This is a genomic window from Variovorax sp. RA8 (genome assembly GCF_901827175.1).
Lineage (GTDB): Bacteria > Pseudomonadota > Gammaproteobacteria > Burkholderiales > Burkholderiaceae_C > Variovorax.
In genome coordinates this window covers 3,733,283-3,757,251 of sequence record NZ_LR594662.1, presented here as the reverse complement: position 1 = coordinate 3,757,251, position 23,969 = coordinate 3,733,283, and the positions used below count along the sequence as shown (strand labels likewise).

Annotated in this window: 23 protein-coding genes; 8 read left to right on the top strand and 15 right to left on the bottom strand. The window is 68.3% G+C overall.

Annotated features, from left to right (window positions below; all coding sequences use genetic code 11):
- Window positions 1–54: 54 nt before the first annotated feature.
- Together E5P3_RS17535 and E5P3_RS17530 are read right to left on the bottom strand one after the other, a co-directional pair.
- Window positions 55–1,443 (bottom strand): hypothetical protein, encoded by a 1,389-nt coding sequence (locus E5P3_RS17535; protein ID WP_162587140.1) that lies wholly within the window; start codon window positions 1,441–1,443, stop codon window positions 55–57.
- A gap of 62 nt (window positions 1,444–1,505) precedes the next feature.
- Window positions 1,506–2,351, bottom strand: coding sequence for a hypothetical protein (locus tag E5P3_RS17530; protein ID WP_162587139.1), 846 nt, complete (start codon window positions 2,349–2,351; stop codon window positions 1,506–1,508).
- Between the two features lie 201 nt (window positions 2,352–2,552).
- Here E5P3_RS17530 and E5P3_RS17525 point away from each other — a divergent pair, with 201 nt between their 5' ends.
- The 3 genes from E5P3_RS17525 (at window position 2,553) to E5P3_RS17515 (ending at window position 5,509) form a co-directional block, all read left to right on the top strand.
- On the top strand, window positions 2,553–2,954 hold the full coding sequence (locus E5P3_RS17525) for a cupin domain-containing protein (RefSeq protein WP_162587138.1): 402 nt from the start codon (window positions 2,553–2,555) through the stop codon (window positions 2,952–2,954).
- Window positions 2,955–3,041: 87 nt separating this feature from the next.
- Window positions 3,042–4,013 (top strand): Bug family tripartite tricarboxylate transporter substrate binding protein, encoded by a 972-nt coding sequence (locus tag E5P3_RS17520; protein WP_162587137.1) that lies wholly within the window; start codon window positions 3,042–3,044, stop codon window positions 4,011–4,013.
- Window positions 4,010–5,509 carry an FAD-dependent oxidoreductase gene (locus E5P3_RS17515; RefSeq protein ID WP_162587136.1) on the top strand — a complete coding sequence of 500 codons (1,500 nt, stop codon included), beginning with the start codon at window positions 4,010–4,012 and terminating at the stop codon, window positions 5,507–5,509. Before E5P3_RS17520 ends, E5P3_RS17515 begins: the two co-directional genes overlap by 4 nt.
- Window positions 5,510–5,550: 41 nt before the next feature.
- On the opposite strand, the gene E5P3_RS17510 is transcribed toward E5P3_RS17515, so the two are convergent.
- The gene (locus E5P3_RS17510; RefSeq protein WP_162587135.1) at window positions 5,551–6,375 is read right to left on the bottom strand and encodes an IclR family transcriptional regulator; all 825 of its coding nucleotides are present in this window, start codon (window positions 6,373–6,375) and stop codon (window positions 5,551–5,553) included.
- Between the two features lie 28 nt (window positions 6,376–6,403).
- Window positions 6,404–7,447: a Gfo/Idh/MocA family protein gene (locus E5P3_RS17505; protein ID WP_232073184.1), complete on the bottom strand. Its 1,044-nt coding sequence runs from the start codon at window positions 7,445–7,447 to the stop codon at window positions 6,404–6,406.
- Window positions 7,448–7,522: 75 nt separating this feature from the next.
- On the opposite strand from E5P3_RS17505, the gene E5P3_RS17500 reads away from it, so the two are divergent.
- Genes E5P3_RS17500 through E5P3_RS17485 form a run of 4 tightly spaced genes read left to right on the top strand, consistent with a single transcriptional unit; the run spans window position 7,523 to window position 12,810 of the window.
- Complete coding sequence (locus tag E5P3_RS17500; protein WP_162589729.1) at window positions 7,523–8,320, top strand: shikimate dehydrogenase family protein; 798 nt, start codon at window positions 7,523–7,525, stop codon at window positions 8,318–8,320.
- The gene (locus E5P3_RS17495; RefSeq protein ID WP_162587134.1) at window positions 8,317–9,477 is read left to right on the top strand and encodes an acyl-CoA dehydrogenase family protein; all 1,161 of its coding nucleotides are present in this window, start codon (window positions 8,317–8,319) and stop codon (window positions 9,475–9,477) included. The genes E5P3_RS17500 and E5P3_RS17495 overlap by 4 nt, the downstream gene beginning before the upstream one ends.
- Window positions 9,478–9,484: 7 nt before the next feature.
- On the top strand, window positions 9,485–11,080 hold the full coding sequence (locus tag E5P3_RS17490; protein ID WP_162587133.1) for an acyl CoA:acetate/3-ketoacid CoA transferase: 1,596 nt from the start codon (window positions 9,485–9,487) through the stop codon (window positions 11,078–11,080).
- Window positions 11,077–12,810 carry an FAD-dependent oxidoreductase gene (locus E5P3_RS17485; protein WP_162587132.1) on the top strand — a complete coding sequence of 578 codons (1,734 nt, stop codon included), beginning with the start codon at window positions 11,077–11,079 and terminating at the stop codon, window positions 12,808–12,810. Before E5P3_RS17490 ends, E5P3_RS17485 begins: the two co-directional genes overlap by 4 nt.
- 156 nt (window positions 12,811–12,966) lie before the next feature.
- On the opposite strand, the gene E5P3_RS17480 is transcribed toward E5P3_RS17485, so the two are convergent.
- Complete coding sequence (locus E5P3_RS17480; protein ID WP_162587131.1) at window positions 12,967–13,218, bottom strand: hypothetical protein; 252 nt, start codon at window positions 13,216–13,218, stop codon at window positions 12,967–12,969.
- A gap of 139 nt (window positions 13,219–13,357) precedes the next feature.
- Entirely contained in the window at window positions 13,358–13,885 is a 528-nt protein-coding gene (locus E5P3_RS17475; protein WP_162587130.1) for a protein-tyrosine phosphatase family protein, read from the bottom strand.
- Window positions 13,886–14,026: 141 nt separating this feature from the next.
- On the opposite strand from E5P3_RS17475, the gene E5P3_RS17470 reads away from it, so the two are divergent.
- A complete protein-coding gene (locus E5P3_RS17470; protein WP_162587129.1) occupies window positions 14,027–14,221 on the top strand; it encodes a hypothetical protein in 195 nt (64 codons plus the stop codon).
- Between the two features lie 65 nt (window positions 14,222–14,286).
- Here E5P3_RS17470 and E5P3_RS17465 read toward each other — a convergent pair whose 3' ends face one another.
- From E5P3_RS17465 to argA, 9 genes are all read right to left on the bottom strand, one after another.
- Window positions 14,287–14,508 (bottom strand): hypothetical protein, encoded by a 222-nt coding sequence (locus E5P3_RS17465; protein WP_162587128.1) that lies wholly within the window; start codon window positions 14,506–14,508, stop codon window positions 14,287–14,289.
- A gap of 171 nt (window positions 14,509–14,679) precedes the next feature.
- Window positions 14,680–15,252: a hypothetical protein gene (locus E5P3_RS17460; RefSeq protein ID WP_232073182.1), complete on the bottom strand. Its 573-nt coding sequence runs from the start codon at window positions 15,250–15,252 to the stop codon at window positions 14,680–14,682.
- 26 nt (window positions 15,253–15,278) lie between these two features.
- The gene (locus E5P3_RS17455; RefSeq protein ID WP_162587127.1) at window positions 15,279–17,243 is read right to left on the bottom strand and encodes an ABC-F family ATP-binding cassette domain-containing protein; all 1,965 of its coding nucleotides are present in this window, start codon (window positions 17,241–17,243) and stop codon (window positions 15,279–15,281) included.
- On the bottom strand, window positions 17,240–18,106 hold the full coding sequence (gene prmB, locus E5P3_RS17450) for a 50S ribosomal protein L3 N(5)-glutamine methyltransferase (protein WP_162587126.1): 867 nt from the start codon (window positions 18,104–18,106) through the stop codon (window positions 17,240–17,242). Before prmB ends, E5P3_RS17455 begins: the two co-directional genes overlap by 4 nt.
- The gene (gene dapE, locus E5P3_RS17445; protein WP_162587125.1) at window positions 18,103–19,284 is read right to left on the bottom strand and encodes a succinyl-diaminopimelate desuccinylase; all 1,182 of its coding nucleotides are present in this window, start codon (window positions 19,282–19,284) and stop codon (window positions 18,103–18,105) included. The genes prmB and dapE overlap by 4 nt, the downstream gene beginning before the upstream one ends.
- 8 nt (window positions 19,285–19,292) lie before the next feature.
- Window positions 19,293–20,441 carry a PilT/PilU family type 4a pilus ATPase gene (locus tag E5P3_RS17440; protein ID WP_162587124.1) on the bottom strand — a complete coding sequence of 383 codons (1,149 nt, stop codon included), beginning with the start codon at window positions 20,439–20,441 and terminating at the stop codon, window positions 19,293–19,295.
- Between the two features lie 48 nt (window positions 20,442–20,489).
- The gene (dapD, locus tag E5P3_RS17435) at window positions 20,490–21,314 is read right to left on the bottom strand and encodes a 2,3,4,5-tetrahydropyridine-2,6-dicarboxylate N-succinyltransferase (RefSeq protein ID WP_162587123.1); all 825 of its coding nucleotides are present in this window, start codon (window positions 21,312–21,314) and stop codon (window positions 20,490–20,492) included.
- On the bottom strand, window positions 21,311–22,522 hold the full coding sequence (gene dapC, locus E5P3_RS17430; protein WP_162587122.1) for a succinyldiaminopimelate transaminase: 1,212 nt from the start codon (window positions 22,520–22,522) through the stop codon (window positions 21,311–21,313). Before dapC ends, dapD begins: the two co-directional genes overlap by 4 nt.
- A gap of 11 nt (window positions 22,523–22,533) precedes the next feature.
- Window positions 22,534–23,880, bottom strand: a complete 1,347-nt coding sequence (argA, locus tag E5P3_RS17425) for an amino-acid N-acetyltransferase (RefSeq protein ID WP_162587121.1) — start codon at window positions 23,878–23,880, stop codon at window positions 22,534–22,536.
- Between the last annotated feature and the right edge of the window lie 89 nt (window positions 23,881–23,969).

Sequence of the window (23,969 nt, the reverse complement as noted above, 5' to 3'; positions counted from 1 at the left end):
TGCGCCTTGCATCGCATTCCGTCTCGGGCGGCACTCACCGCCCATTTCAATGATTCAGTGGACCAGCGCCGAGCCGATGCCGAGCGCCAATGCGGCGATGCCCAGGCAGATCACGGCGAACACGTGGTTGACCCGGACGGTGACGGCATAGATCGAGAAGCCGGAGTAGCGGCTCGTCATGAGGGCGATCATGGAGAAGGGCGTCGAACAGGTGGCGATGGCCCAGCCGACCAGGATCGCCGCGAGGTGGGGCATCGGCGCGAGATGCAGCACGCCGGGCGGCAGTGACGAAGCCACCAGCACGGCAGACAGGATCGGATGCACGGCCATGAAGCCGAGGGCGATGATCGCCAGCATCAAGGCCAGGCAAGCGAGCACGGGCGAATGCGACAGCGCGCCGCCGATCGTCGCCGTCCATGCCGGCGGAACGGCGCTGGCGATGATCGTGCCGCCGCAGCCCGCGACCATGAAAAGGGCGACCTCCCCGGCCAGCGCAGGCAGGGCGAGCACGTCCGTGCGGAGCAGCGAGAAGGCCTGGGCAAGACGGTGCCGGCCCTTCGCCTGGGCCCGGTGCAGGGCCAGCACGGCCGGCGGGATCAGGACCACGATGGCGCCGACCACGGCGATGTGCAGCGCCTGCGCCAGCAGCATCACGGCGCCGAGAAAGCCGGCCATTGCCGCGATCATCGGCAGCAGCGCGCGGTAGAGCGCAACGTCGGGCCGCGCCGCGGGCGCCGGCGCCCTGCGGCCGCGCAGCCGCCACAGGTCGAGCGCCGTGCCGATCAGGACGGCCCCGACCGCCAGGCCCAGCGTCAGCGGGACGATGGTGAACCAGTCCAGGCCGGGATAGAGCGCAACCAGGATCGTCAGGTTGCTGACCATCGGACTCCACAGGGTGGCCGCGGCGAAGCTGCGGTTGATCGCCGCGAACATCGCCAGCCGGTCTTCTTCCACCGCGAATTCGCCTCTCGAGGCCATCTGCAGCAGCAAGGTGACCCCCGCCATCCCCAGCAGGCCGCCGAAGAGCTGGGCCGCCACCGAGAACCAGGCGTAGCGGCTGCGCATGCTGCTCGCCAGCAGGTGCTGCGTGACCACGTGCGTGTGCGGGCTGTGGAGCGCCGCGCGCGCCAGCAGCGACACCGAGGACACCAGCGAGACCAGCAGTCCTCCGATGGCGATTCCCTTCGCCAGGCTCGACATCGGCGCTGCCGAGAAGGGCAGCATCAGCAGGCTCGCCGCCCCGACGGCGAGCGACATGCGGCGGATGCTGGGCGGAATGCGCCGGTGCTCCAGCGCAAGGAAAAGTGCCGCCGCGGCACCCATCACCCACACCGCGCCGGCCTGCGGCCAGAACAGATGGGCGAGCGTTCCGAGCGCGACCACGATGAGGCAGGCCGCGCCGGGCCAGCCTCGGGATCCGGCCGCGGTGATTGCTTCGCTCACTGGAGTACCTTCGGCTGCGGTGCTATTCGCCTTCGGAACGGCCGTGCGGCTCATGGGCGCAGTCAACTCAGGAGGAGCAAGGCGGCTTCCTTCGCGCTCTGGCCGACCTGCACGCCCTTGTCGCGGGCGAGCTTGTTGGCGGCACTGATGACACCGTCGAAGTAGGTGCTCTGGCCGTCGCCCATGCGGGCGCTGAGGGCGCTGACCGAGGCGCCGGGGATGCCGTCGGGCTCGACGGCTTCCAGCGCGCTCAGGCCGGAGTTGTTCTTGCCGATGCCGCCGTCCGAGCAGATGAAGGCCCAGGGCCGGTAGTCGCGGAAGTAGCCCACCACGCTGCGCCCGGTGTGTCCGGCGGTGCACAGCACGTTGCGCTCCCTGTCCTCGGGCAGGGCATAGGCGATGGAGTCGGTGCACACGATGCTGCGTCCGTTCGCCGCGGTGTGGATCAGGCGCCGGCGCGTCGGCTCGAACACCGCCGGTTTCTTCTCGCCGGAGAGAAGGTATTGCGCGGCATCGCGGGCGCGCATGCCCGGCTCGATGCCCAGCGCCTGCGCCGCATCGTTGACGCGGCTCACGATGCCGTTGTCGTAGAGGTCGGAGCCGTTGCCCATCTCGGCGGTCATCACGTCCACGGCGGCGGACGGGATGCCCAGCGCTTCGTAGTACCAGAGGCCGGCGATGCCGGCGCCGTCCTTGCCGACGGCGCAGTCCAGCCCGATCACGGCATGGGGCCTGGCTGCCATCACCATGCGCGCGCACAGCACGCCGGAGTAGGAGGCGTTCACCACCAGGTCGCCGGCAGTTTCGGGCGCCTGGGCGACGTAGCCCTCGACGTAGGTGGCCGAGTCGAAGATGAGGACGCGCCCCTGGGGCCTGCGAACGATTCGGGGAGCGGGGCTGGAGGTCATGGAGGTGGGATCTTCGCCGAAAGAGTGGCGCCTGGGAGGGCGAAATGCCGTAATGGTAAATCCATTTGGAAAAGCCGGTGCGCGGGCACGATGGGTGGGGCAACACCCCGCAGCCACTTGGGGCGGGAAGCGGCCGATGAGGGGTGTCGATTATCTGTTTTGCTGTATATAATGGTAAGACCATTCAAGATGGGATCACACATGACCGCGTCCACCCCCTTTCATCCGCAGCACGAGAAGCTCGCCGAAGACGCCTCGCGCTATGTCGATGTCGCGAGCATTCCCTGGAAGCCGACGCTGACGCCCGGCATCGACATGAAGGTCCTGATGCAGGACGAGGCGAGCGGCCTGCTCACGGCACTGTTCCGCTGGGCGCCCGGCACCCAGCTGCCGCTGCACGAGCACGTCGAGATCGAGCAGACCTACGTGCTCAAGGGCAGCATCGTCGACGACGAGGGCGAAGTGCGCGAGGGCGGCTTCGTCTGGCGTCCCAAGGGCAACCGCCACCTCGCGCGTTCGCCAAAGGGGGCGCTCGTGCTGTCCTTCTTCCTGAAGCCGAACAAGTTCCTCGAGGGCGACCACGCGGGCAAGGAGCTCAAGTAGATGCGCTACCGCTGCGAAGACCTGCGCCAGCGCTGCAGCACAGTGAAATCCGCCATCTGTTGTTCATTCCTGGAAAGAGACATCCCCATGAAAAACTTTCGACGCGCTCTCCTGGCGTTCGCCGCCGCGGCCGTCACCGTCGTGCCGGCGTTCGCGCAGGCGGACTATCCCAACAAGCCCATCAAGATCATCGTGCCGTATCCGGCCGGCGGCCTCTCGGACTTCCAGGTTCGCGCGATCTCGGAGCCGCTCGGCAAGCTGCTCGGCCAGCCGATCATCGTGGACAACCGGCCCGGCGCCTCCGCCGGTATCGGCACCCAGGCGGCGGCGGCTTCGCCGCCCGACGGGTACACGCTGGTGTTCGTCAACAATGGCTTCGTGATCACCCCGCTGGTCAACAAGCGGGCAGGCTACGACCCGATGAAGGACTTCGTGCCGGTCTCGGTCGTCTCCACCTCCCCGATGGTGCTGGTGGTCAACGAGTCGGTCCCGGCCAAGGACGTGCGCGGCTTCATCGACTATGCCAAGGCCCAGCCGGACGGGCTCGACTACGGGTCGGCCGGGAACGCATCCTTCGGCCATATGGCCACAGCCATGTTCTCGCAGGCCACCGGCGTGAAGATGAACCACGTGCCCTACAAGGGCGAGGCGCCGATGAGCCTGGCGCTGCGCACCGGCGAGGTGAAGGCGCTGATCACGACGCCGTCGCCCTCGATCATGGGGGCGGTCAAGGAGGGCAAGCTGAAGTTGCTGGCGGTCGCGTCGGGCAAGCCCGCACCTCTGATGCCGGGCGTCAAGCAGATATCGGACACCGTGCCCGGCTTCACGGCCGAAGTCTGGTTCGGCCTCTTCGCACCCAAGGGCACGCCGCCGGCGGTCGTCTCCAAACTCAATGCCGCGCTGGCGCAAGTGTTGGCGATGCCCGAGATCAAGGAAAAGTACGCCGGCGTCGGCGCCACGGCGGAAAGCAGTTCGCCCGCGGCCTACGCCAGGATGGTTCGCGACGAGTCCGCCCGCTGGGCCGACCTGATCAACAAGACCGGAATCACCGCCGAGTGAAGCTGGCCTTCGATGTCGTAGTCGTCGGCGGCGGTGCGTCGGGGCTCAGTGCCGGCATCGAGGCAGCGGCGGCCGGCGCGAAGACGGTGGTGCTCGAGAAGAACGCGCAGCCGGGCGGCAGCAGCCGCCTGTCGGTCGGATCGATCAATGCCGCCGGTTCGAGCCTGCAGAGGCGCGCCGGCATCGTCGACACGCCCGACGAGCATTTCGAGGACATGGACCACTACGTGGGTGCATTCGCCTCGCGTGAGAACCTGGCGCTGCGCCGTCTGCTGGTCGACAACGCGGCGGGCACGCTCGATTGGCTGATGTCGCTCGGCCTCAGCTTCTACGGCCCGACGGGGGATCCGCCGCACCGCCATCCGCGCATGCACAACGTGCTGCCGAATTCGCGCGCCTACCCCTACTACCTGGGCCGCGAGGCAAGGCGCCGGGGTGTCGACCTGCGGCTCGGCACGCGCGTGCTCCGGCTGCTGCGCGCGGACGACGGGGGCGTGCGCGGCGTGTCCGCACTGGTGGACGGCGAGACGGTGGAGATCGAGGCGCGCAAGGGTGTGGTTCTCGCCGCCGGAGACTACAGCAACGGCCGCGATCTCAAGCAGCGCTTTCGTCCCGAACTGGCCGGCATCCCTGGCGTGAATCCGACAGCGACCGGCGACGGGCACCAGATGGCCGAGGCCTTCGGCGCGCGGCTGGTCAACGGCGAAGTCATCTATGGGCCGGGGCTTCGCTTCGCGGAGCCCGCGCGGCCGAGCCTGGTGCGCCGCCTGCCGCCCTCTTGGCTGCTGGGCAAGTTGATGCAGCTGTCGTTGAACCATCTTCCGATCGCGCTCTTCCGGCCCTTCGTGATGGCCTTCATGACGGCGTCGCTGGGGCCCGAAGCATCGCTCCTGCGCGCCGGTGCCGTGCTCGTCAACGCCGAAGGAAGGCGCTTCACGGACGAGCTGGCGCAACCCGGCCTGGCGATCGCGCAACAGCCCGGCGGACAGGCATGGCTCGTGTTCGACGACCGCGTGGCGCAGATGTTCTCGAAGCCGCCGCACTACGTCTCGACCGCACCGGGCGTGGCCTTCGCCTACCTGCCGGACTACCGGCGGCATCGCAAGGATCTCTATCACCGGGCTGGCGACCTTGGCGCCCTGGCCCGCAGCCTGGGCATGCGGCCCGATGCGCTTCGAGCCACGGTCGAGCAGCACAACGCGGATCTGGCCGCGGGCGCTGCCGGCGCGGCGGCGGGCCGGGGAGCGTTGGCACAAGCGCCGTTCCATGCGCTGGGGCCGCTGGAGAGCCGCATCGTCATCACCGACGGAGGGCTGGCGGTCAATGGCTTCCACCAGGTGCTCGATGAAGAAGGGGCCGTGATCCCCAGGCTCTATGCCGCCGGCGCCGTGGGGCAGGGCGGGGCGCTCCTGGCCGGCAACGGCCATCACATTTGCTGGGCGGTGACTTCCGGACGGCGCGCCGGGCGCTTCGCGGCACAGGGTCGATTTGGTTGAGTTATCACGAGGGCTTCGCGACGGCCTGATCGGCCGCGGCCTCATGCAGGATCCAGCGCGGCCTCGTCCGACGAGGAGGCATGGGCGCGGTCGAAGAGCGGCGATGCCTTGCTGGCCGCCGCGATGTCGGCGGCCGCTGCGAGAAGGTCGGGCACCAGGCCCCGCATCTTCTGGTCCGTCAAGCGCGCGGAAGGTCCGGAGATCGCGATCACGCCCACGGCGCCGGCGTCCGCGCCCGTCCGCACGATGGGTGCCGAGATCGCCGACAGCCCGCGCGCATACGATTCAGAGGCAATCGCGAAGCCCTGCCTGCCCGCCTGGCGCACCGCCTTCATGACCGCGTTCATCGAGGTCGGGGCGTTGGGGCCGAAGCGCTCGGGCCTGCCGATACCCTGCCTGGCGACGAGCGCAATCGCGTCGTCCTCCTCCAGGGTGGATAGCCAGGCGAAGCCGCTGGCGGTGCAGGAAAGCTGCGCGTCGATGCCCATGTCGGGGTCGTAGCGCAGCCCGCTGCGCGCGCCCTGCGACAGCGCGACCCAGGTGAGGTGGTCGACGTCGACCACGCCGAGGCGCACCAGTTCGCCGCTCGATTCGGCGAGCCGATCGAGCACGGGCTGGCACAGGTCGACCACGCCGGAGTGCTTGAGGTAGTTCAGGCCCAGCGACACCAGCTTGGTGGTGAGCACGTAGTCGCCACGCTTGCGCGACTGGCGCACGTAGCCGTGGTCCGCCAGTTCGCCGAGCAGCCGGTGCGCCGCGCTGCGCGGCATGCCGAGTTCGTCGGCCAGCACCGCGATGGACACGCCGCCGACATCGGTCGCAAGCCGTTCGAGGATCGCCAGGGTTCGCTCCATCACGCCGCTCATGCACAACTTCCTTGAAAAGGGCGGATCTTCACACGCCGACGGGCCGCTGCGAGCGCACCGCCTCCTGCACCGCCAGCGCGGCCTGCAGGGTGCGCAGCCCGTCCGCGCCGGAGCACACCGGCGCCTCCCTTCCTTCCGCGACAGCGCGCAGGTGCCGCAACTGCTCGACGTAGGGGTCGCCGCGATGCACCGGCGTGCGCGAGCAGGTCAAGGGCTCATGCCAGCCGCGTGTTCCCGCGTAGCGCCAGACTTCCAGGCGCGGCAGCGCGAGCGATCCCTCGGTGCCGCTGATGTAGTGCGAGTTGACGTCGAGCTGGGCGTAGTGGGCGGCCTCGCCCGCGGCCAGGTCCCAGTTCCACGGCGCGACGGCGGCGTCCGATACCGCCAGCGTCGCGAGCGCGCCGCAGGCGAAGCGCATCAGTACGGCGGCGGTGTCCTCGACCTCGTAGCCGCGCACCGCATTCGAGGCCATCGCCTGCACCGAATCGACCTCGCCGATGAGGAAGCGCAGCAGGTCGATGTCGTGGATCAGGTTGATCAGCACCGGGCCGCCGCCCGCCTGCCGGCGCCAGGCCAGCTCGAAGTACGAATCGGGCTTGAGCCAGGTGGCCATCGCCGTCACGCTCACCGGCTTGCCGACGATGCCGTCCGCGAGCAGCTTGCGCGCATGGCGCAGGATGGGGTTGTGCCTGCGCTGGTGGCCCACCAGGAGCGGCACGCCGGCAGCCGCCGCGGCATCGCACAGGCGCTGGCCCTGCGCCACGGTGTCGGCGACGGGTTTCTCCATCAACACCGGCAGCCGCCGCTCGATGCAGGCGATGCCGACCTCGGCATGCGTGCTGTTGGGCGTGGCCACGATGACGGCGCCCGGCCGCGTGCGATCGAGCAACTCGCGATGGTCGGCGAACCAGGGCACGCCGATGCCCGCCGCGTAGTCGCGGGCGGCAGGCGTGGGATCGGCGATGGCGGCAGGCGCGACCTCGGGATGGCCCAGCAGGCGCTCGACGTGCATGCGGCCGATGGCCCCCGCGCCGATGACGGCCACGGGCATGCGGGTGGGTGCTGAGGTCATGGGGTTTATTATGGAACGTAATTCAAAAATAGAACATAGTTCCAATTTCGAAGAAACACTGATATGGTCCGTCCAATGATCGATAGCTACAGCGGGGCCACCCGTGTCATCTTCATCGCCGGCGATCCGATCGCTCAGGTGAAAGCTCCCGCACTCGCCACCCGTACGCTGCGCGAGCGGGGCGCCGATGCGATCGTCGTTCCGGCGCATGTCCTGGCGCAGGACCTGGCGGCCTTCATGGCCACCGTGGCCCGCATGCCGAACGTGGACGGCGTCATCGCCACCATCCCGCACAAGTTTGAGATCGCGCGCCTGTGCCACGCGGTGACGCCGCGCGCGGCCTCGATTGGTGCGGTCAACGTCGTGCGCCGCGATGCCGAAGGCCGCTGGTTCGGCGACATGTGCGATGGCGAAGGCTATGTCGTCGGCCTGCGCAAGGCCGGCTGCGAGCCGGCGGGGCGGCGCGCCTTGCTGGTCGGCGCGGGTGGTGCGGGCTGCGCGATCGCGCATGCGCTCGTCGATGCGGGCGTGCACGCGCTGGCGGTGCACGACGTCGACGCGGCGCGGCGCGACGCGCTGATGGCCAGGCTGGAGGCCTACAGCGCGTTGAAGCCGCGCATCGGCTCGGCCGACCCGTCGGGCTTCGACCTCGTGATCAACGCGACGTCCATGGGCATGAAGGCCTCGGACCCGCTACCCGTCGATGTGGCCGCGATCGACCCCGCGGCCTTCGTGGGCGACGTCGTGACCGTGCCTGCGGTCCCGCAGCTGATCGAGATCGCGCGCTCGCGCGGCCTGGCGACGATGACCGGCATGGGCATGTTCGAGGCGGTGCGCGACTGCCTGGTCGATTTCTACCTGGAAGCCCGATGAACTTCGAGCTCAGCGACGAACAGCGCCTGCTGATCGACACGGTGCGCCGCTTCATCGGCGAGCATCTTCGTCCGCTCGAGGAAGGGGTCGAGCAGACCGGCAGGCTGGACGACGGCACTGCGCGGTCGGTCCACGCGGCTGCCAAGGCACTCGGCCTGTATGCCCTCAACATGCCGGCCGAGCTGGGCGGAGCCGGCCTCGGTGCGGTGGACGCGATGCTGTGCGAAGAGCAGTTCGGCCACACCACCGACATCCTCATCCGGCGTGCTTTCGGCAACGTCTACGAGGCCCTGCTCGCGTGCCGGGGCGAGCAGGTCGCGCGCTGGCTCGAGCCTTCGGTGCGCGGCGATCGCACCTGCGCGATCGCGATCACCGAGCCGGGCGCGGGTTCGGACGCGCAGGGCATCCAGACCCATGCGCGGCCCACCGGCAAGGGATGGGTGCTCAACGGCAGCAAGCACTTCATCAGCGACGGGCTCTGGTCGGACTTCTTCCTGGTGTCCGCGCGCACCGGCGAGAAGGAGATCTCGCTCTTCATGGTCGACAAGGGCCTGCCCGGCTTCACCGTCGGCAAGGACCAGCCGATGATGGGCGTGCGCGGCACGCCCCACGTCGAGCTCTTCTTCGACGACGTGCCGCTCGAGCCGCTGGCCTTGCTGGGCGAGCGCGGCCAGGGCTTCAAGATGGCCATGGCCTCCCTCGGGCGCGTGCGGCTGGCCCAGGTCGGCGCGCGGGCTGTCGGCAAGGCGAGCCATGTGCTCGAGCTGATGACGGCTCATGCCAACGACCGCAGGCAGTTCGGCCAGCCGATCGGGAACTTCCAGCTGGTGCAGCAGATGCTGGCTGACAGCGTGATCGAGATCAATGCGGCCCGCCTCATGGTGTTGCATGCCGCATGGATGATCGACGCCGGCCTGGATGCCCGCGACTGGATCGCGATGGTCAAGGTGCATGCGGCCGAGACGCTGGGCCGCGTGGTCGATCGCGGCGTGCAGCTCTTCGGCGGCATGGGCTACTGCAAGGCCTTGCCGATCGAGCGCTACTACCGCGACGCGCGCATCTACCGCATCTTCGACGGCACCTCTGAAATCCATCGGACCGTCATCGCCAGGAGCGCGCTCAAGCGCGGCGCGGCGCTGTTCGACCTGCACCGATAGGCCTGCGATGAGGTCGAAGTTCATCGATGCCGATGCGGCCGCCGCGCTGATCGAAGACGGCGCGACGGTCGCGCTCATGGGCGGTGGCGGCGGCCTGATGGAAGCCACCTGCCTGTTCCAGGCGATCGAACGCCGCTTCCACGAAGTGCGCGATCCGCGCGCGCTGACCGTGGTCCATGCGCTCGGCATCGGCGACAGGAAGTCGCTCGGCATGAACTGCTTCGCCCACGAAGAACTGGTGCGCAAGGTGGTCGGCGGGCACTGGGTCTGGTCGCCGCGCATGCAGCAGCTCGCCGCGGCAGAGAAGATCGAGGCGTACATCCTGCCGGGCGGCGTCTCCTCCCAGCTCTTTCGCGAGATCGGCGCCGGTCGGCCCGGCCTGTTCACCCACATCGGGCTCGGCACCGTCTGCGATCCGCGCCACGGCGGCGGCCGGATGAACGCGAGCGCCAAGGAAGACCTGGCCGAGGTGGTGGAGATCGATGGCCGCGAGTACCTCCGCTACAAGCCCTACAGGGTCGATGTCGCGCTGGTGCGGGCTTCCGTCGCGGACGAGGACGGCAACATCGGTTTCGAGCACGAGGCTGCGAATCTCGATGCACAGGCCATTGCGCTCGCGGCCCGCGCGGGCGGGGGCAAGGTGATCGTGCAGGTGAAGGAGCGGCTCGCACGCGGCGCACTCAAGGCACGCGAGGTGCGCATCCCGGCGGCGTGGGTGGATGCGATCGTGGTCGACGCGCAGCAGCGCAGCAGCTACGCGATCGCCTTCGATCCGCGCCTGTCGGGCGAACTCACCGGCGCCGAGCGCTTCAAGGTGGATGCGCCCGGGGACGAGCCCTTCGGCGAGCGGCAGGCCGTTGCCCGGCGCGCGGCCTGCGAGCTCTTCGAGGGCGCGATCGTGAACTACGGCGTCGGCGTGCCCGACGCGGTCGCCCGGCTGGTGGCGGCGCGCGGGGAGCTCGATCGCATCTACCAGACCATCGAGCACGGCACCTACGGCGGGTCGCTCCTGGACGGCGAACTCTTCGGCTATGCGCACAACGCCAGCGCCATCCTCGATGCGCCGACACAGTTCGACTTCTACTCGGGCGGTGGGCTGGACATCGCCTTCCTCGGCTTCGGCGAGTTCGATGCAACGGGGAACGTCAACGTCTCGCGGCTGGGCGGACTTGCAGTCGGGCCCGGAGGCTTCATCGACATTGCACAGAACGCGCGCAAGGTCGTCTTCTGCGGCACCTTCGCGGCCAAGGGCGTGCGGCTCGAAACCGGCGACGGTTCGCTGCGCGTCCTGCAGCAGGGGCAGGTGCGCAAGCTCGTGCGCCAAGTCGAGCAGGTCACGTTCAGCGGGCCGCAGGCGCTCGAGCGCGGGCAGGAGATCCTCTACCTCACCGAGCGCGCCAGCTTCAGGCTCCGGGCACAGGGGCTGGAACTGTTTGAAGTGGCGCCGGGCATCGATCTGCAGCGCGACGTGCTCGAAGAGATGGATTTTGCGCCGCGGCTCGCCGAGGCCATCGTGACGATGCCGAAGGCGCATTTCGAGCGCTCGGACGACCGCACCGGAGCGCTGGGAAACCGCGGCGCGATTGCAGAGGGCCGGGCATGAGTGACGCCGCAACGGGGACGACGCCCTTGAAGAACGAGGTCGATCTCATCGTGGTCGGCGCCGGCGCGGGCGGCATGACGGCCGCCCTGGTCGCCGCGCTCGAAGGCCTCGACGTGCTGCTGTGCGAAGCGACGCAGCAGGTCGGCGGGACCACCGCCACCTCGGCCGGGACCATCTGGGTCCCCAACAGCAGCGCGAGCCGAAAAGCGGGCTTCGAGGACAGCATCGAGGACGCGACGCGCTATCTCGACGGCATGGTTCCGTCCGGCGAAGGGCGGCGGCTGCGCGAGGTCTACCTGGAGAGCGGCCCGGCCGTCATCGACGACCTGGCGCGGCGTACGCAACTGCAGTTCGTGCCGGCCGGGCGGCACCCGGACTACGTGGACATCCCCGGCTCGCGGGTGGCCGGACGTGCGCTGGCGCCGCTGCCTTTCGATGGCCGGCTGCTCGGCCCGGAGTTTGCCCGCATCCGTGCGCCGATGCGCGAGTTCATGGTGCTCGGCGGCATGATGGTCGGCAAGGCGGACATCGCCCACCTGGTCGGACGTTTCAAGTCACTGGCGAGCTTCCGGCACTCGGCTGCACTGGCGCTGCGCTACCTGGGCGACCGCTTGCGCCATGCGCGAGGCACGCGGCTGGTCATGGGCAATGCGCTGGTGGCGCGCTTCTACGCGAGCCTGAAGGATGCCGGCGTAGCGGTCTCCTTCGGCACCAGCATCGACGCGCTGATCCGGAGTGGGGAAGGCGTCACAGGAGCGCGCCTGCTGCAAGGCGGGCAGGCCTTCGATGTACGGGCGCGCCGTGGTGTGGTGCTGGCAACCGGGGGCTTCGGCCGCAACGGGCCATTGCGCGAACAGCTCATGCCGCCCGGGCATGCGCACTGGCCGTCCCTGATCTTCGAAGGCAACCAGGGTGGCGGCGTCCTTGCCGGCATGCAGGCGGGCGCAGCCCTCGACGGTATGACGGGAGGCTCCGGCGTGTTCTGGCAGCCGGTTTCGGTGACGCGGCCGCGGCACGGGCCGACGGGCCTCTTCGCCCACCTGTTCCTCGATCGGGCCAAGCCGGGGCTGATCGTCGTCGACGCCGCCGGCATGCGCTTCACCAACGAGGGCGGCTCGTACCACTACTTCTGCCAGGACATGGTGAAGCGGCATGCCAGCACGCCGGCGATCCCGGCCTGGATGGTCTGCGACGCCGCGTTCGTGCGCAAGTACGGGCTGGGCCTCGTCCACCCGGGCACGACAAACCTGCGGCCGCACGTGAAGAGCGGCTACCTGCATTGCGCCGGCACCATCGAGGCCCTGGCCCGAGCCATCGGCGTCGACGCGCAGGGCCTGCAAAAGACCGTCGCGCGGAACAACGAGTTCGCACGCACCGGCATCGACCTCGACCATGGCAAGGGGAGCACCGAGGTCAGCCGCTTCAATGGCGACCCGGACCACCAGCCGAACCCATGCCTCGGCCCGATCGGGGAGGCGCCGTTCTGCGCGATGGCCCTTTGGCCCGCCGATGCCGCTGCCGACGCGGGCCTGCGCACCGACGAGGACGGCCGCGTGCTGAACGCCGCCGGGCACGTCATCCAGGGGCTCTACGCCTGCGGCAACGACATGGCGTCGGCCATGCGCGGCGCCTATCCGGGTCCCGGCACGACCATCGGTCCCGCGATGGTGTTCGGCTACCGGGTCGCGATGCATGCCGCCAGCCCATTGCGGCAGCAAATCGTCCAATGAGCAATAGGACAGCCCAATAGCAAGAGACCGGCATTGTGGTCCGGGCCATTCCGGCTCGTCCTGAACCGTGCGGGGCTCAGCCGTTGATGCGATCGCGTGCAGCGCAGCAGAGGATCGATCGGTTTTTGCGCCACCGTCCGTGAGCGCCGCACTTGCTCAACAAGGCCGCCGATCCGGGTCCAACGAGGTCGTAGCGAGGAACCTCAGGTAGCGCTCCACGGCCCGTTGTTCCGCTTCTTCCAGCGACGCCAAGGTCTGGATCTGTTCCGGCGTGGGGCCATCGCCGCTCCCGCACATGCTATTCCCCAACGACTCGATCAACAGCTCGCGCCACGCAACGGTGGCGGCCCTGCTGCTCAGCATCTTCGAGCGCAGCCTTTCCAGCTCTGCATGGTCGGACGTTTCCATGCCATCCCCATCTTAAATAGAGTGCTTAAGTTCTAATTTAAGATCGAGGATTGCTCCAATCTCGTCTGTAGGCAATCAGCCGAAAAGGAGGCGGGCGCAGAGGCGCATAGGGTCATCTCGAGGGAACTCGAGGCGGCCCTCAACGCTTCGGATGAACGTAGGCCAGCGCCTTGAAGTCCTCGAAACTCGGGAGCTCCCAATCGACATCGCTCGAAAAGCGGTGACTGTCCAGCCAGGCCGACCAGCAGGCAAACTGCGGCGGCGAAGGCGCGACGACGGGGCGCTGCTTCTTCATGAGCGCGAGCGCGTCAAGCGGCGCGAGGCCGCGATGCACCAGCAGGCACAGCGCCAGCGTGGCGGAGCGGCCGATGCCGTACTCGCAATGGATCAGCACACGCTGTCCCTGGTCCAGGAACTCGTTGGCAAAGCGAATGCCGTGCTCCAGGTCCGGCATCTCTACCGGACGCATGTCCGTGGTGGGCAGGTGCAGCAGCGTGATGCCGTGGCGCCGGAACAGTTGCGTGTCGGGCATGGCCTCGCCGCGCAGGTCGATCACTGCCTGGATCCGGTGCTCGTGCGCCAGCAGTTCCGCGCATTCAGAGGGGTAGCTGCCGCCGACGGCAAGCAGGTCGGTGATCCAGTTGAAGTTGGGTTGCCAAGCATCCACGGAGAAACTCTAGCGTCAATGGTCCGTCGGGAGTGCAACGGGATATCACAGTCGTCGCGACGCTGATGTAGGTGGAGTCTGTAAACGAAAGCGTGCTTTTTTACCTGGATCGACCGGCAGAAAGTAAGCACAATGGATTACATGAAGAGCACTACCCAATCAACGACCCACGAGTGGTGGAAGGACCATGCGGATCAGGCGGAGCAGCGCGCCTTCCTGGATTCTTATCGGTCTGCCCAACGCACCGAGCATGCGGTAGCTTGGCGGCGCAACGTGATGCTTGGTTTTCTGGTTGTCGCCGTTCCGGTCCTGGTGCGCTTGATCAGCACCTTGTGACGAGGGGCTCGCGGCAACGGGCTGCCGAAGGGCCGTGTGGAGAAGAAAAACGGATCGAGTAAGGATCAGTCCGAGTGGCCGCCGAGTATCGGCTGGCCCCCCGCGATCGCGGAGACGAGGCCAACGGCGCCTGCACGCAGCAACTCCTGCCTCAGGGCCGCCTCCAGCTGTCGGCGCGCCGTATCGGGGCGATCATGGTCGTACTCTTCGTCCAACTCGCAGTGCAGGTAGTAGTCAACCCGGGCCATGAGCCGTTCCACCGACGCTGCGAGATCTGTCTCATTCATCTGTTAGCTCCTCACCTCGATCCCTGACATGAAATCTGGGCTGCCTTTTCCTCGGCACCTTGCCCGGCATTATGAGCTTGACAATCGTCAGACCGGATTTCGTCAGATGGTATGCCGTCGTCGTGTGGGGGCAAACAAACACGTCGAGCCGGCAAGGACGGCGATGGCTGCTCAGTTGGGGCGCAGGCGCGCCCATCCGGAGCGGCGGGTCGGGGTGGCCCGGGCGTCGATCTGCCCTTTGTCCGCGGGCCCGGACGGCGGCGGAAGCAGGTGCCGCACCGATTGCGCTACCTGGACGCAATCCCGGATGTGGAGCTCGCCCAGCGCCCGCAAGGCGGCATACCCGATCGCGGCGGAGACTAACTGCCCCGCGACGGGCACGTATTTGGTGGCCTGCTTGGCCGTGAGGCGGATGCCGGCGTGGCGGGCCAGCTTGATCAACAACTCGCGCGTCATCAGCTTACCGACCAGCAGGGCGCCGGCGGCGGCGGCGGCTTGCTGGATGCGCTCGCGCTGGTGAGGCGCAAGCCCTTCGATCTGGGCCACCGAGAGACCGAATTCAGCGCTGATCCGCGGAATCAGCCGCGACAGCAGGGCGGCGTCGGCGGCCCAGTCGACTCCGGGAATGGGCACCGCGCTGGCGGCTGCGGCGATCAGCGCCTTGCGGCCGAGCATGCGCCGGCTGCGCTGGATGGCCGCGATCAGCTGCGGATCGCCGCGTGCGAGTTCGAGGGCCGAGGGCATGGTTCGCTGGAGGCTATCACGTCCGGTCAGCCGGCCGCCAGTGCCTCGATCTGGTCCGACAGGGCCAGCCAGCGCTCCTCGAGGCGGCCGATCTCCTCGTTCAGCGTCTTCAGGCGCCGTCCCGTCTCGGCAATCTCGGGCGCCGGGAGCGGGGCCGATAGCCGTGCTTCGAGCGCGGTCTTTTCGGCTCCGGCGGCAGCCAACTGCTCGTCGATCTGCGCCAGCTCGCGCTTCAGCGGCCTGGCCTGGCCGCTGCGCTGCTGGCGCTCCTGCGCGGCCACCGAGGCGGAGGGCGCAGCCGGGATGGCGGCACTTTCGGCCTCGCGCGTGGCCAGCCTGGCTTCCTCGCGTACGCGCTTGGCCTCGTCCAGCAGGTAGCGCTGGTAGTCGTCGAGGTCGCCGTCGAAGTCGCCGACGCGGCCGCGGCCGACCAGCCAGAATTCATCGCAGACCGAGCGCAGCAGCGCACGGTCGTGGCTGACCAGCATCAGCGTGCCCTCGAACTCGTTGAGCGCGACGGCCAGGGCCTCGCGGGTGGCGAGGTCCAGATGGTTGGTGGGTTCGTCGAGCAGCAGCAGGTTGGGCCGCTGCCAGACCATCATGGCCAGCACCAGCCGGGCCTTTTCGCCGCCGCTCATGGTGCCGACCGCCTGCTTCACCATGTCGCCGCTGAAGTTGAAGCTGCCGAGGAAGCCGCGCAGGTCCTGCTCGCCGGTGCGCTCGCGGGCGTTGGGCCCGAGCTCGCGCGCCATGCGCACCATGTGTTCCAGCGGCGTGTCCTGCGGGCGCAGCACGTCGAGCTCCTGCTGCGCGAAGTAGCCGATGTTGAGCCCCTTGCCCTCGGTCACGGTGCCGGCGAGCACGCCCATCTCGCGGGCGATGGTCTTCACCAGCGTGGACTTGCCCTGGCCGTTGGCGCCGAGGATCCCGATCCGTTGGCCGGCCAGCACCGAGCGATTGACGCCGCTCAGGATGGTCCTGGGCGGTCCATCGTCCTGCAGGTAGCCGAAGCTCGCCGCGCTGATCGTGAGCATCGGATTCGGGATGTTCCCTGGCTCCTTGAATTCGAAGCTGAAGTCGGCCTCGGCCAGGAGTGGCGCGACCTTTTCCATGCGCTCCAGCGCCTTCACCCGGCTCTGGGCCTGCTTGGCCTTGCTGGCCTTGGCCTTGAAACGGTCGATGAACTTCTGCAGGTGGGCGATCTTGTCCTGCTGCTTGGAAAAGGCAGCCTGCTGCAGCTCCAGCTGCTGGGCGCGCAGCGTCTCGAAGGCGCTGTAGTTGCCGCCGTAGCGGGTGAGCTGCTCGTGGACGATGTGCAGGGTGACGTCGGTCACGGCATCGAGGAACTCGCGGTCGTGGCTGATCACGATCATGGTGCCGGCGTATTTCTGCAACCAGGCTTCGAGCCAGACCAGGGCATCCAGGTCCAGGTGATTGGTCGGTTCGTCAAGCAGCAGGAGGTCGCTCGGGCACATCAGCGCGCGCGCCAGCTGCAGTCGCATGCGCCAGCCCCCGGAGAAGCTGTTGACGGGCTGATCGAGCTCCTGGACCTTGAAGCCCAGGCCGAGGATCAGCGCCTGCGCGCGCGGCACTGCGTCGTGTTCCCCGGCGTCGTGCAGGTCGGTGTAGGCGTGGGCCAGGGCCATGCCGATGTCCGGGTCGTCGGGGTCGGCGGCATGGCCGGCTTCGGCGAGCGCGAGCGCCTCGCGCAGTTCCACCAGCCGCGTGTCGCCGCCGACCACGAAGTCGGTTGCCGACTCCTCGGTTTCGGGCATGTTCTGCGCGACCTGGGCCAGGCGCCATGACGACGGTACCGAGAAATCTCCGCCGTCCTCGTGCAGCGTGCCGTTGAAGAGTGCGAACAGGGTGGACTTGCCGGCGCCGTTGCGACCCACCAGCCCGACTTTCTCGCCGGGATTGATGGTGACGCTCGCGCCGTTCAGCAAGACCTTGGCGCTGCGGCGGAGGATGACGTTTCTTAAGGTGATCATGAAAGAAGGGATTCGCGAGTTACCAGGAGCACCTGGTCTTCGCCGGCGCTGGTGGCGAGCCACACCACCTCGAGTTTCGGGAACGCCGCCTCGAAATGCGTGCGCTCGTTGCCGATCTCCAGCACCAGCACGGCGTTCTCGCTCATGCGGGCTGGTGCATCGGCGAACAGGCGGCGCACGAAGTCCATGCCGTCGGCGCCGCCGGCCAGGGCCAGCTCGGGCTCGGCACGGTACTCGGCCGGCAGGGCGGCCATGCTCTGTGCGTTGACGTAAGGCGGGTTGCAGAGGATCAGGTCGTAAGGTCCGCGCACGGCGGCGAGCCCGTCGGATTCGATCAACGTGATGCGATCGTCCAGCGCGTGGCGCGTGACGTTGATGGCTGCGACCTCGAGGGCCTCGGTCGAGAGGTCGGCCGCATCGACGCGGATGTCCGGATAGGTCAGGGCGGCCAGCACTGCGAGGCTGCCGTTGCCGCTGCACAGGTCCAGCACCTGTTGCGTGTGCTCGCCGAGCCAGGAGTCGATGGTTCCGTCGGCCAGCAGCTCGGCGATGAAGCTGCGCGGCACGATGGCGCGCTCGTCCACATAGAAGGGCACGCCCTGCAGCCAGGCTTCCTTGGTGAGGTAGGCCGCGGGCTTGCGCGTGGCGATGCGCGCCGCCAGCAGCTCGTGCACGCGCGCGGCATCGGCCGGCGAGACCGTGCGCCCGGCGGCTTCGTCCAGGCTGTCGAGCGGCAAGCCCAGGCGCCACAGCACCAGCCACGCCGCTTCGTCGAAGGCGTTGATCGTCCCATGGCCGAAGGCGACGCCGGCCTCGGCCAGCTGCTTTTCGCCGGCCTCGATCAATTCGATCACAGTGCTCATACCGCCAACAGCGCTTCGAGCCGATCCAGCGTGCGTTGGTAGATGTTCTTGAGCTGTTCGATCTCGGGGACGGCGATGTGCTCGTCGATCTTGTGGATGCTGGCGTTGACCGGCCCCAGTTCGATCACCTGCCTGCAGATCTTCGCGATGAAGCGCGCGTCGCTCGTGCCGCCGCTGGTCGAGAGCTCGGTCTCGATGCCGGTCTCGTCGCGGATGGCCTGCTGCACCGCGGCCACCAGTTCGCCGGGCGGCGTGAGGAAGGGCAGGCCGCCCACGGTCCACGAGAGGGTGTAGTCGAGCCCGTGCGCATCGAGCACCGCCTTGACCCGCGCCTGCAGGGACTCGGGAGTGGCTTCGGTCGAGAAACGGAAGTTGAAGTCGGCCACCGCAATGCCGGGAATCACGTTGCTGGCGCCGGTGCCCGCGTGGATGTTGCTGATCTGCCAGCTGGTCGGCTGGAAGTACGGATTGGGCGCTGCGTCCCAGCCACCCGCCGCATTGATCGCGACGAGTTCCGCCAGCGCGGGCGCGAAGGCATGCACCGGGTTCCTGGCGAGGTGCGGATAGGCGATGTGGCCCTGCACGCCCTGGATGGTGAGCCGGCCGCTCATGGTGCCGCGTCGGCCGTTCTTGATCATGTCGCCGCAGCGCTCGACCGAGGTCGGCTCGCCGACGATGCAGTAGTCGATCCGTTCGCCGCGCGCGGCCAGCGCATTGCACACCACCACCGTGCCGTCGACGGCGGGGCCTTCCTCGTCGCTGGTGAGGAGCAGCGCCAGGGTGAGCCGCGGGTCGGGCCGGGCGGCCAGGAAGTCCTCGATCGCGACCACGAAGGCGGCCAGCGAGGTCTTCATGTCGCAGGCGCCGCGGCCGTAAAGCTTGCCGTCGCGGTGGGTGGGTGTGAAGGGGTGGCTCTTCCACTGCTCCAGCGGGCCGGTGGGCACCACGTCGGTATGCCCGGCGAAGACCAGCGTGCGCGCGGCCTCGGCGCCCGCGCTGCCCGGGCGCACGGCCCACAGGTTGGTCACGCGGAAGTCGGCGGGGCCGCTCTCGAGGGTCTCGAGCCTGAAGCCCAGGCGCGCCAGCCGCTCGCCGAGGATCTGCTGGCAGCCCGCGTCGTCGGGAGTGACCGAGGCGCGGGAGATCAGTTGTTCGGCGAGTTGCAGCGTACGGGACATGAAAGAAGCTAGTGTCGGACGTCGAGCGTGATGTCCGTGAAGGAGGGTTCGTCGACCTGGCCGAGCAAGGCGTGCTCTTCCTTGCGCGCCGGCGCCGCATTGCGGTTCTGCAGGCGCCACATCAGGTTGGTCGGGGAGTCGGCCTGCGACAGGCCTTCCTCGCGGCTGACGCGGTTCTCGGTGACGAGGCGGGCGATGTCCTCCTCGAAAGTCTGCGAGCCTTCGGCCATGGATTGCTCCATTGCCTCCTTGACGCCGGAGAAGTCGCCCTTGCTGATCAGGTCGGCCACCAGCGCGGTGTTGAGCATCACCTCCAGCGCCGGCACGCGGCTGCCCTCGGGCGTGCGCAGCAGGCGCTGCGCGATGATGGCCCGCATCGCGCCGCTCAGGTCTCCCAGCAGGGTGGCGCGCACTTCGACCGGGTAGAAGCTCAGGATCCGGTTGAGCGCGCGGTAGCTGTTGTTGGCGTGCAGCGTGGCTACGCACAGGTGGCCCGACTGGGCGTAGGCGATGGCGGCCGTCATGGTCTCGCGGTCGCGGATCTCGCCGATCTGGATCACGTCGGGCGCCTGGCGCAGCGCGTTCTTGAGCGCGATCTGCAGCGACTCGGTGTCGCTGCCGACGTCGCGCTGGTTCACCATCGACTTCTTGTTGGTGTAGGTGAATTCGATCGGCTCCTCGACGGTGAGGATGTGGCCGCTGGCGTGCTCGTTGCGATAGTCCAGCATCGAGGCCAGCGTGGTGCTCTTGCCGGCGCCGGTGGAGCCCACCATCAGGATGAGGCCGCGCTTCTCCATCACCAGGGTCTTGAGGATCTCGGGCAGGTTCAGGTCGTCGAAGGTGGGGATCTCCGCGGCGATGTGCCGCACCACCACGGCGTAGCTGCCGCGTTGGCGCATGCCGCTGATGCGGAAGTTGCCCGCACCCGCGAGGGCGACCGCCATGTTGAGCTCGCCGGTGCGCTCCAGCTCGGCGATGCGCGCCTCGGGCACCACCTCCGCCAGCAGGGCCAGCGGCGCTTCGGGCGGCAGCACCTGCCCGTTGATGGGGACGCAGTTGCCGTTGAGCCGGATCAGTGCCGGGGAGTGGGCCGACAGGTAGATGTCGGATGCCTTGCGCTCGGCCATCAGGCGCAGAATTCGCTCCATCGTCTTCATCGGCTCTCTCCTCCAGTGTGGTTGTGAAAGGTGTCGCGGCTTGCCGGGTCAGTCGCGCAGCAGGTCGTTCAGCGAAGTCTTGGCGCGCGTCTGCGCGTCCACGCGCTTGACGATGATCGCGGCGTAGAGGCTGTACTTGCCGTTGTCCTTGGGCAGCGTGCCGCTGATGACGACCGAACCCGCGGGCACGCGGCCGTACGTGACTTCGCCGGTGGTGCGGTCGTAGATCGGGGTGCTCTGGCCGATGTACACGCCCATCGAAAGAACGGAGTTCTCTTCGATGATCACGCCCTCGACCACTTCGGAGCGCGCGCCGATGAAGCAGTTGTCCTCGATGATGGTGGGGCCGGCCTGCAGCGGCTCCAGCACGCCGCCGATGCCGACGCCGCCCGACAGATGCACGTTGGCGCCGATCTGGGCGCAGGAACCGACGGTGGCCCAGGTGTCGACCATGGTGCCCTCGCCGACGTAGGCGCCGATGTTCACGTAGGAGGGCATCAGGATCGCGCCCTTGGCGATGTAGCTGCCGCGGCGCGCCACGGCCGGCGGTACGATGCGAACGCCGGCTTCCTTGAGCTCGTTGGCCGAGAGGTGCGAGAACTTGGTCGGCACCTTGTCGTAGAAGCCGAGCGAGCCGGCCTGCATCTGCTCGTTGTCCTTGAGGCGGAAGGACAGCAGCACCGCCTTCTTGATCCACTGGTGCACGGTCCACTGGCCCACGGCCTCGCGGGTGGCGACGCGCAGGTGGCCGTTGTTGAGTTCGGCGATCACATGCTCGACCGCATCGCGAACTTCCTTCGGGGCACTGGTGGCGGAGAGGTTGGCGCGGTCTTCCCACGCGGCGTCGATGGTCTGCTGGAGTTGCTGGGTCATGGATGGGCTCGGTTCTGGATGAAGTTCACGATGCGCTGCGCGGCCTCGGTGCATTCGGCGGTGTCGGCCACCAGCGCCATGCGGATGCGGCCGCGGCCCGGGTTGGCGCCGCCGGTTTCCCGGGCGAGATAGCTGCCGGGCAGCACGGTCACATTGTATTGAGCGTAGAGCGCGCGGGCGAAGGCGGCGTCGTCGCCCTGCCATGCCGCGGGCACCCCGGCCCACAGGTAGAAGCTGGCGTCGGGTAGCCGCACGTCCAGCGCTTTTTCGAGCAGGGGTGTGACGGCCGCGAACTTGGCGCGGTACTGGGCGCGGTTCTCGATGACGTGTGCCTCGTCGCCCCAGGCTGCGATGCTGGCCGCTGCCACCGCACCGCTCATGGCGCTGCCGTGGTAGGTGCGGTAGAGCAGGAAGGACTTGATGATCGCGGCATCGCCCGCCACGAAGCCGCTGCGCAGGCCCGGGACGTTGCTGCGCTTGGACAGGGAGGTGAGGGCGATGAGATTGCGGAAGTCGCTGCGGCCCAGCTTCTCCGCAGCCTGCAGGCCCCCGAGCGGCGGCTCGTCGCGGAAGTAGATCTCGCTGTAGCACTCGTCGGCCGCGATCACGAAACCGTGGCGGTCCGACAGCGCGAAGAGCTTCTGCCATTCCTCCATCGGCATCACCGCGCCGGTCGGGTTGCCGGGCGAGCACACGAAGACCAGCTGGGTGCGCTCCCACACCGCGGCCGGGACGCTGTCCCAGTCGACCGCGAAGTTGCGCGCCGGCACGCTGGGCACGTAGTACGGCTCGGCGCCCGCCAGCAGGGCCGCGCCCTCGTAGATCTGATAGAACGGGTTGGGCGAGAGCACCACCGGGGCAGGTGTCGTCGACGCATCGACCACCGTCTGCGCGAGCGCGAACAGCGCCTCGCGCGATCCGTTGACCGGCAGCACCTGCGTGGCAGGGTCCAGTTCGAGCGCGTAGCGGCGCTGCAGCCAGCCGGTGAAGGACTGGCGCAGCTTCAGGTCGCCGGCGGTCGCGGGATAGACCGCCAGCGCGCCCAGGCCGGCCGACAGCGCCTGCTTGATGAACTCCGGCGTCGGGTGCTTGGGTTCGCCGATGCCGAGGCTGATGGGCGCGAATGCCGGGTTCGGAGTGACATCCGCGAAGAGGCGGCGCAGCCGCTCGAAGGGGTAGGGCTGCAGCCTGGAGAGCAGGGGGTTCATGTTGTGGGCGTTCAGAGCTTCTTGACCAGCACCTGGCTCTTGCGGTCCCAGTTGTACTTGCGCTTGCGCGCCTCGGGCAGCCAGTCGGGGTTGACCTGCTGGAAGCCGCGCTTGAGGAACCAGTGCATGGTGCGGGTGGTCAGCACGAAGATGCTCTCGAGCCCGCTGGCCTTGGCGCGCTGCTCGACGCGCTTGAGGATGCGCTCGCCGTCGCCCTGCGATTGCGATTGCGGCGACACGGTGAGCGCCGCCATCTCCGCGGTCTTCGCTTCCGGGTAGGGGTAGAGCGCGGCGCAGCCGAAGATCACGCCGTCGTGCTCGATCACCGTGTACTGGCCGATGTCGCGCTCGATCTCGGTGCGGCTGCGTTTGACCAGGGTGCCGTCGCGCTCGAAGGGCTCGATCAGCTGCAGGATGCCGCCGATGTCGTCGGCCGTTGCCTCGCGCAGCGACTCGAGCTTCTCGTCGATCACCATCGTGCCGATGCCGTCATGCACGTAGACCTCGAGCAGCAGCGCGCCGTCCACGGAGAAGGGAATGATGTGGCTGCGCTCCACGCCCGCCTCGCAGGCCTTGACGCAATGCTGCAGGTAGAAGCCCGTGTCGGTCGGCTTCTGCGGTGGCGCAAGCGAGGCCAGCAGCTTCTTGGCGCTGTCGAGCGGCAGCTCGGTGTCGATCGGATTGTCTTCGCCGACGGGCTGGCCAGGGTCCTGAGGGATGCCCGGCACCTCGGTCAGGAAGATCAGCTTGTCGGCCTGGATCGAGATCGCCACGCTGGTCGCGACCTCCTCCATGGTCAGGTTGAAGGCCTCGCCGGTGGGCGAGAAGCCGAAGGGCGACATCAGCACCATCGCGCCGAAGTCCAGCCCGTGGCGGATGCCGGCGGCGTCCACCTTGCGCACCAGGCCCGAGTGCTGGAAATCGACGCCATCGACCACGCCAACGGGCCGCGCGGTGATGAAGTTGCCGGAGATCATGCGCACGGTGGAGCCGGCCATGGGCGTGTTTGGCAGGCCCTGGCTGAAGGCGGCCTCGATCTCGTAGCGCAACTGGCCGGCGGCTTCCTGTGCGCAATCGAGTGCCACTTCGTCGGTGATGCGGATGCCATGCGCGTACTTCGCCGCGTGGCCCTTGGCGCGCAGCTGCTCGTTGACCTGCGGCCGGAAGCCGTGGACCAGCACCACCTTGACGCCCATGCTCTGGATCAGCGCCAGGTCCTGCGCGATGTGGGGCAGCTTGCCGGCGGCGATGGCCTCGCCCGCCATGGCGACCACGAAGGTCTTGCCCCGGTGCATGTGGATGTAAGGCGCCACCGAGCGGAACCAGGGGACGAAGGTGAAGTTGAAGACGGTGGACATGGAAGGGGTCGGGCGGGCAGGAAGTCGGGGCGCAAGATAATTGGGGATTTTCCCCGAACTGCCGCCTTGTCCTCGACTGCGCTCCGAAT

Excerpts from the sequence above, each read along its gene's own strand:
- E5P3_RS17530 (WP_162587139.1), bottom strand. The coding sequence starts at position 2,351 with ATGACCTCCAGCCCCGCTCCCCGAATCGTTCGCAGGCCCCAGGGGCGC.
- E5P3_RS17525 (WP_162587138.1), top strand. The coding sequence starts at position 2,553 with ATGACCGCGTCCACCCCCTTTCATCCGCAGCACGAGAAGCTCGCCGAA.
- E5P3_RS17520 (WP_162587137.1), top strand. The coding sequence starts at position 3,042 with ATGAAAAACTTTCGACGCGCTCTCCTGGCGTTCGCCGCCGCGGCCGTC.
- E5P3_RS17510 (WP_162587135.1), bottom strand. The coding sequence starts at position 6,375 with ATGAGCGGCGTGATGGAGCGAACCCTGGCGATCCTCGAACGGCTTGCG.
- E5P3_RS17505 (WP_232073184.1), bottom strand. The coding sequence starts at position 7,447 with ATGACCTCAGCACCCACCCGCATGCCCGTGGCCGTCATCGGCGCGGGG.
- E5P3_RS17500 (WP_162589729.1), top strand. The coding sequence starts at position 7,523 with ATGATCGATAGCTACAGCGGGGCCACCCGTGTCATCTTCATCGCCGGC.
- E5P3_RS17495 (WP_162587134.1), top strand. The coding sequence starts at position 8,317 with ATGAACTTCGAGCTCAGCGACGAACAGCGCCTGCTGATCGACACGGTG.
- E5P3_RS17490 (WP_162587133.1), top strand. The coding sequence starts at position 9,485 with ATGAGGTCGAAGTTCATCGATGCCGATGCGGCCGCCGCGCTGATCGAA.
- E5P3_RS17485 (WP_162587132.1), top strand. The coding sequence starts at position 11,077 with ATGAGTGACGCCGCAACGGGGACGACGCCCTTGAAGAACGAGGTCGAT.
- E5P3_RS17480 (WP_162587131.1), bottom strand. The coding sequence starts at position 13,218 with ATGGAAACGTCCGACCATGCAGAGCTGGAAAGGCTGCGCTCGAAGATG.
- E5P3_RS17470 (WP_162587129.1), top strand. The coding sequence starts at position 14,027 with ATGAAGAGCACTACCCAATCAACGACCCACGAGTGGTGGAAGGACCAT.
- E5P3_RS17465 (WP_162587128.1), bottom strand. The coding sequence starts at position 14,508 with ATGAATGAGACAGATCTCGCAGCGTCGGTGGAACGGCTCATGGCCCGG.
- E5P3_RS17460 (WP_232073182.1), bottom strand. The coding sequence starts at position 15,252 with ATGCCCTCGGCCCTCGAACTCGCACGCGGCGATCCGCAGCTGATCGCG.
- E5P3_RS17455 (WP_162587127.1), bottom strand. The coding sequence starts at position 17,243 with ATGATCACCTTAAGAAACGTCATCCTCCGCCGCAGCGCCAAGGTCTTG.
- prmB (WP_162587126.1), bottom strand. The coding sequence starts at position 18,106 with ATGAGCACTGTGATCGAATTGATCGAGGCCGGCGAAAAGCAGCTGGCC.
- dapE (WP_162587125.1), bottom strand. The coding sequence starts at position 19,284 with ATGTCCCGTACGCTGCAACTCGCCGAACAACTGATCTCCCGCGCCTCG.
- E5P3_RS17440 (WP_162587124.1), bottom strand. The coding sequence starts at position 20,441 with ATGAAGACGATGGAGCGAATTCTGCGCCTGATGGCCGAGCGCAAGGCA.
- dapD (WP_162587123.1), bottom strand. The coding sequence starts at position 21,314 with ATGACCCAGCAACTCCAGCAGACCATCGACGCCGCGTGGGAAGACCGC.
- dapC (WP_162587122.1), bottom strand. The coding sequence starts at position 22,522 with ATGAACCCCCTGCTCTCCAGGCTGCAGCCCTACCCCTTCGAGCGGCTG.
- argA (WP_162587121.1), bottom strand. The coding sequence starts at position 23,880 with ATGTCCACCGTCTTCAACTTCACCTTCGTCCCCTGGTTCCGCTCGGTG.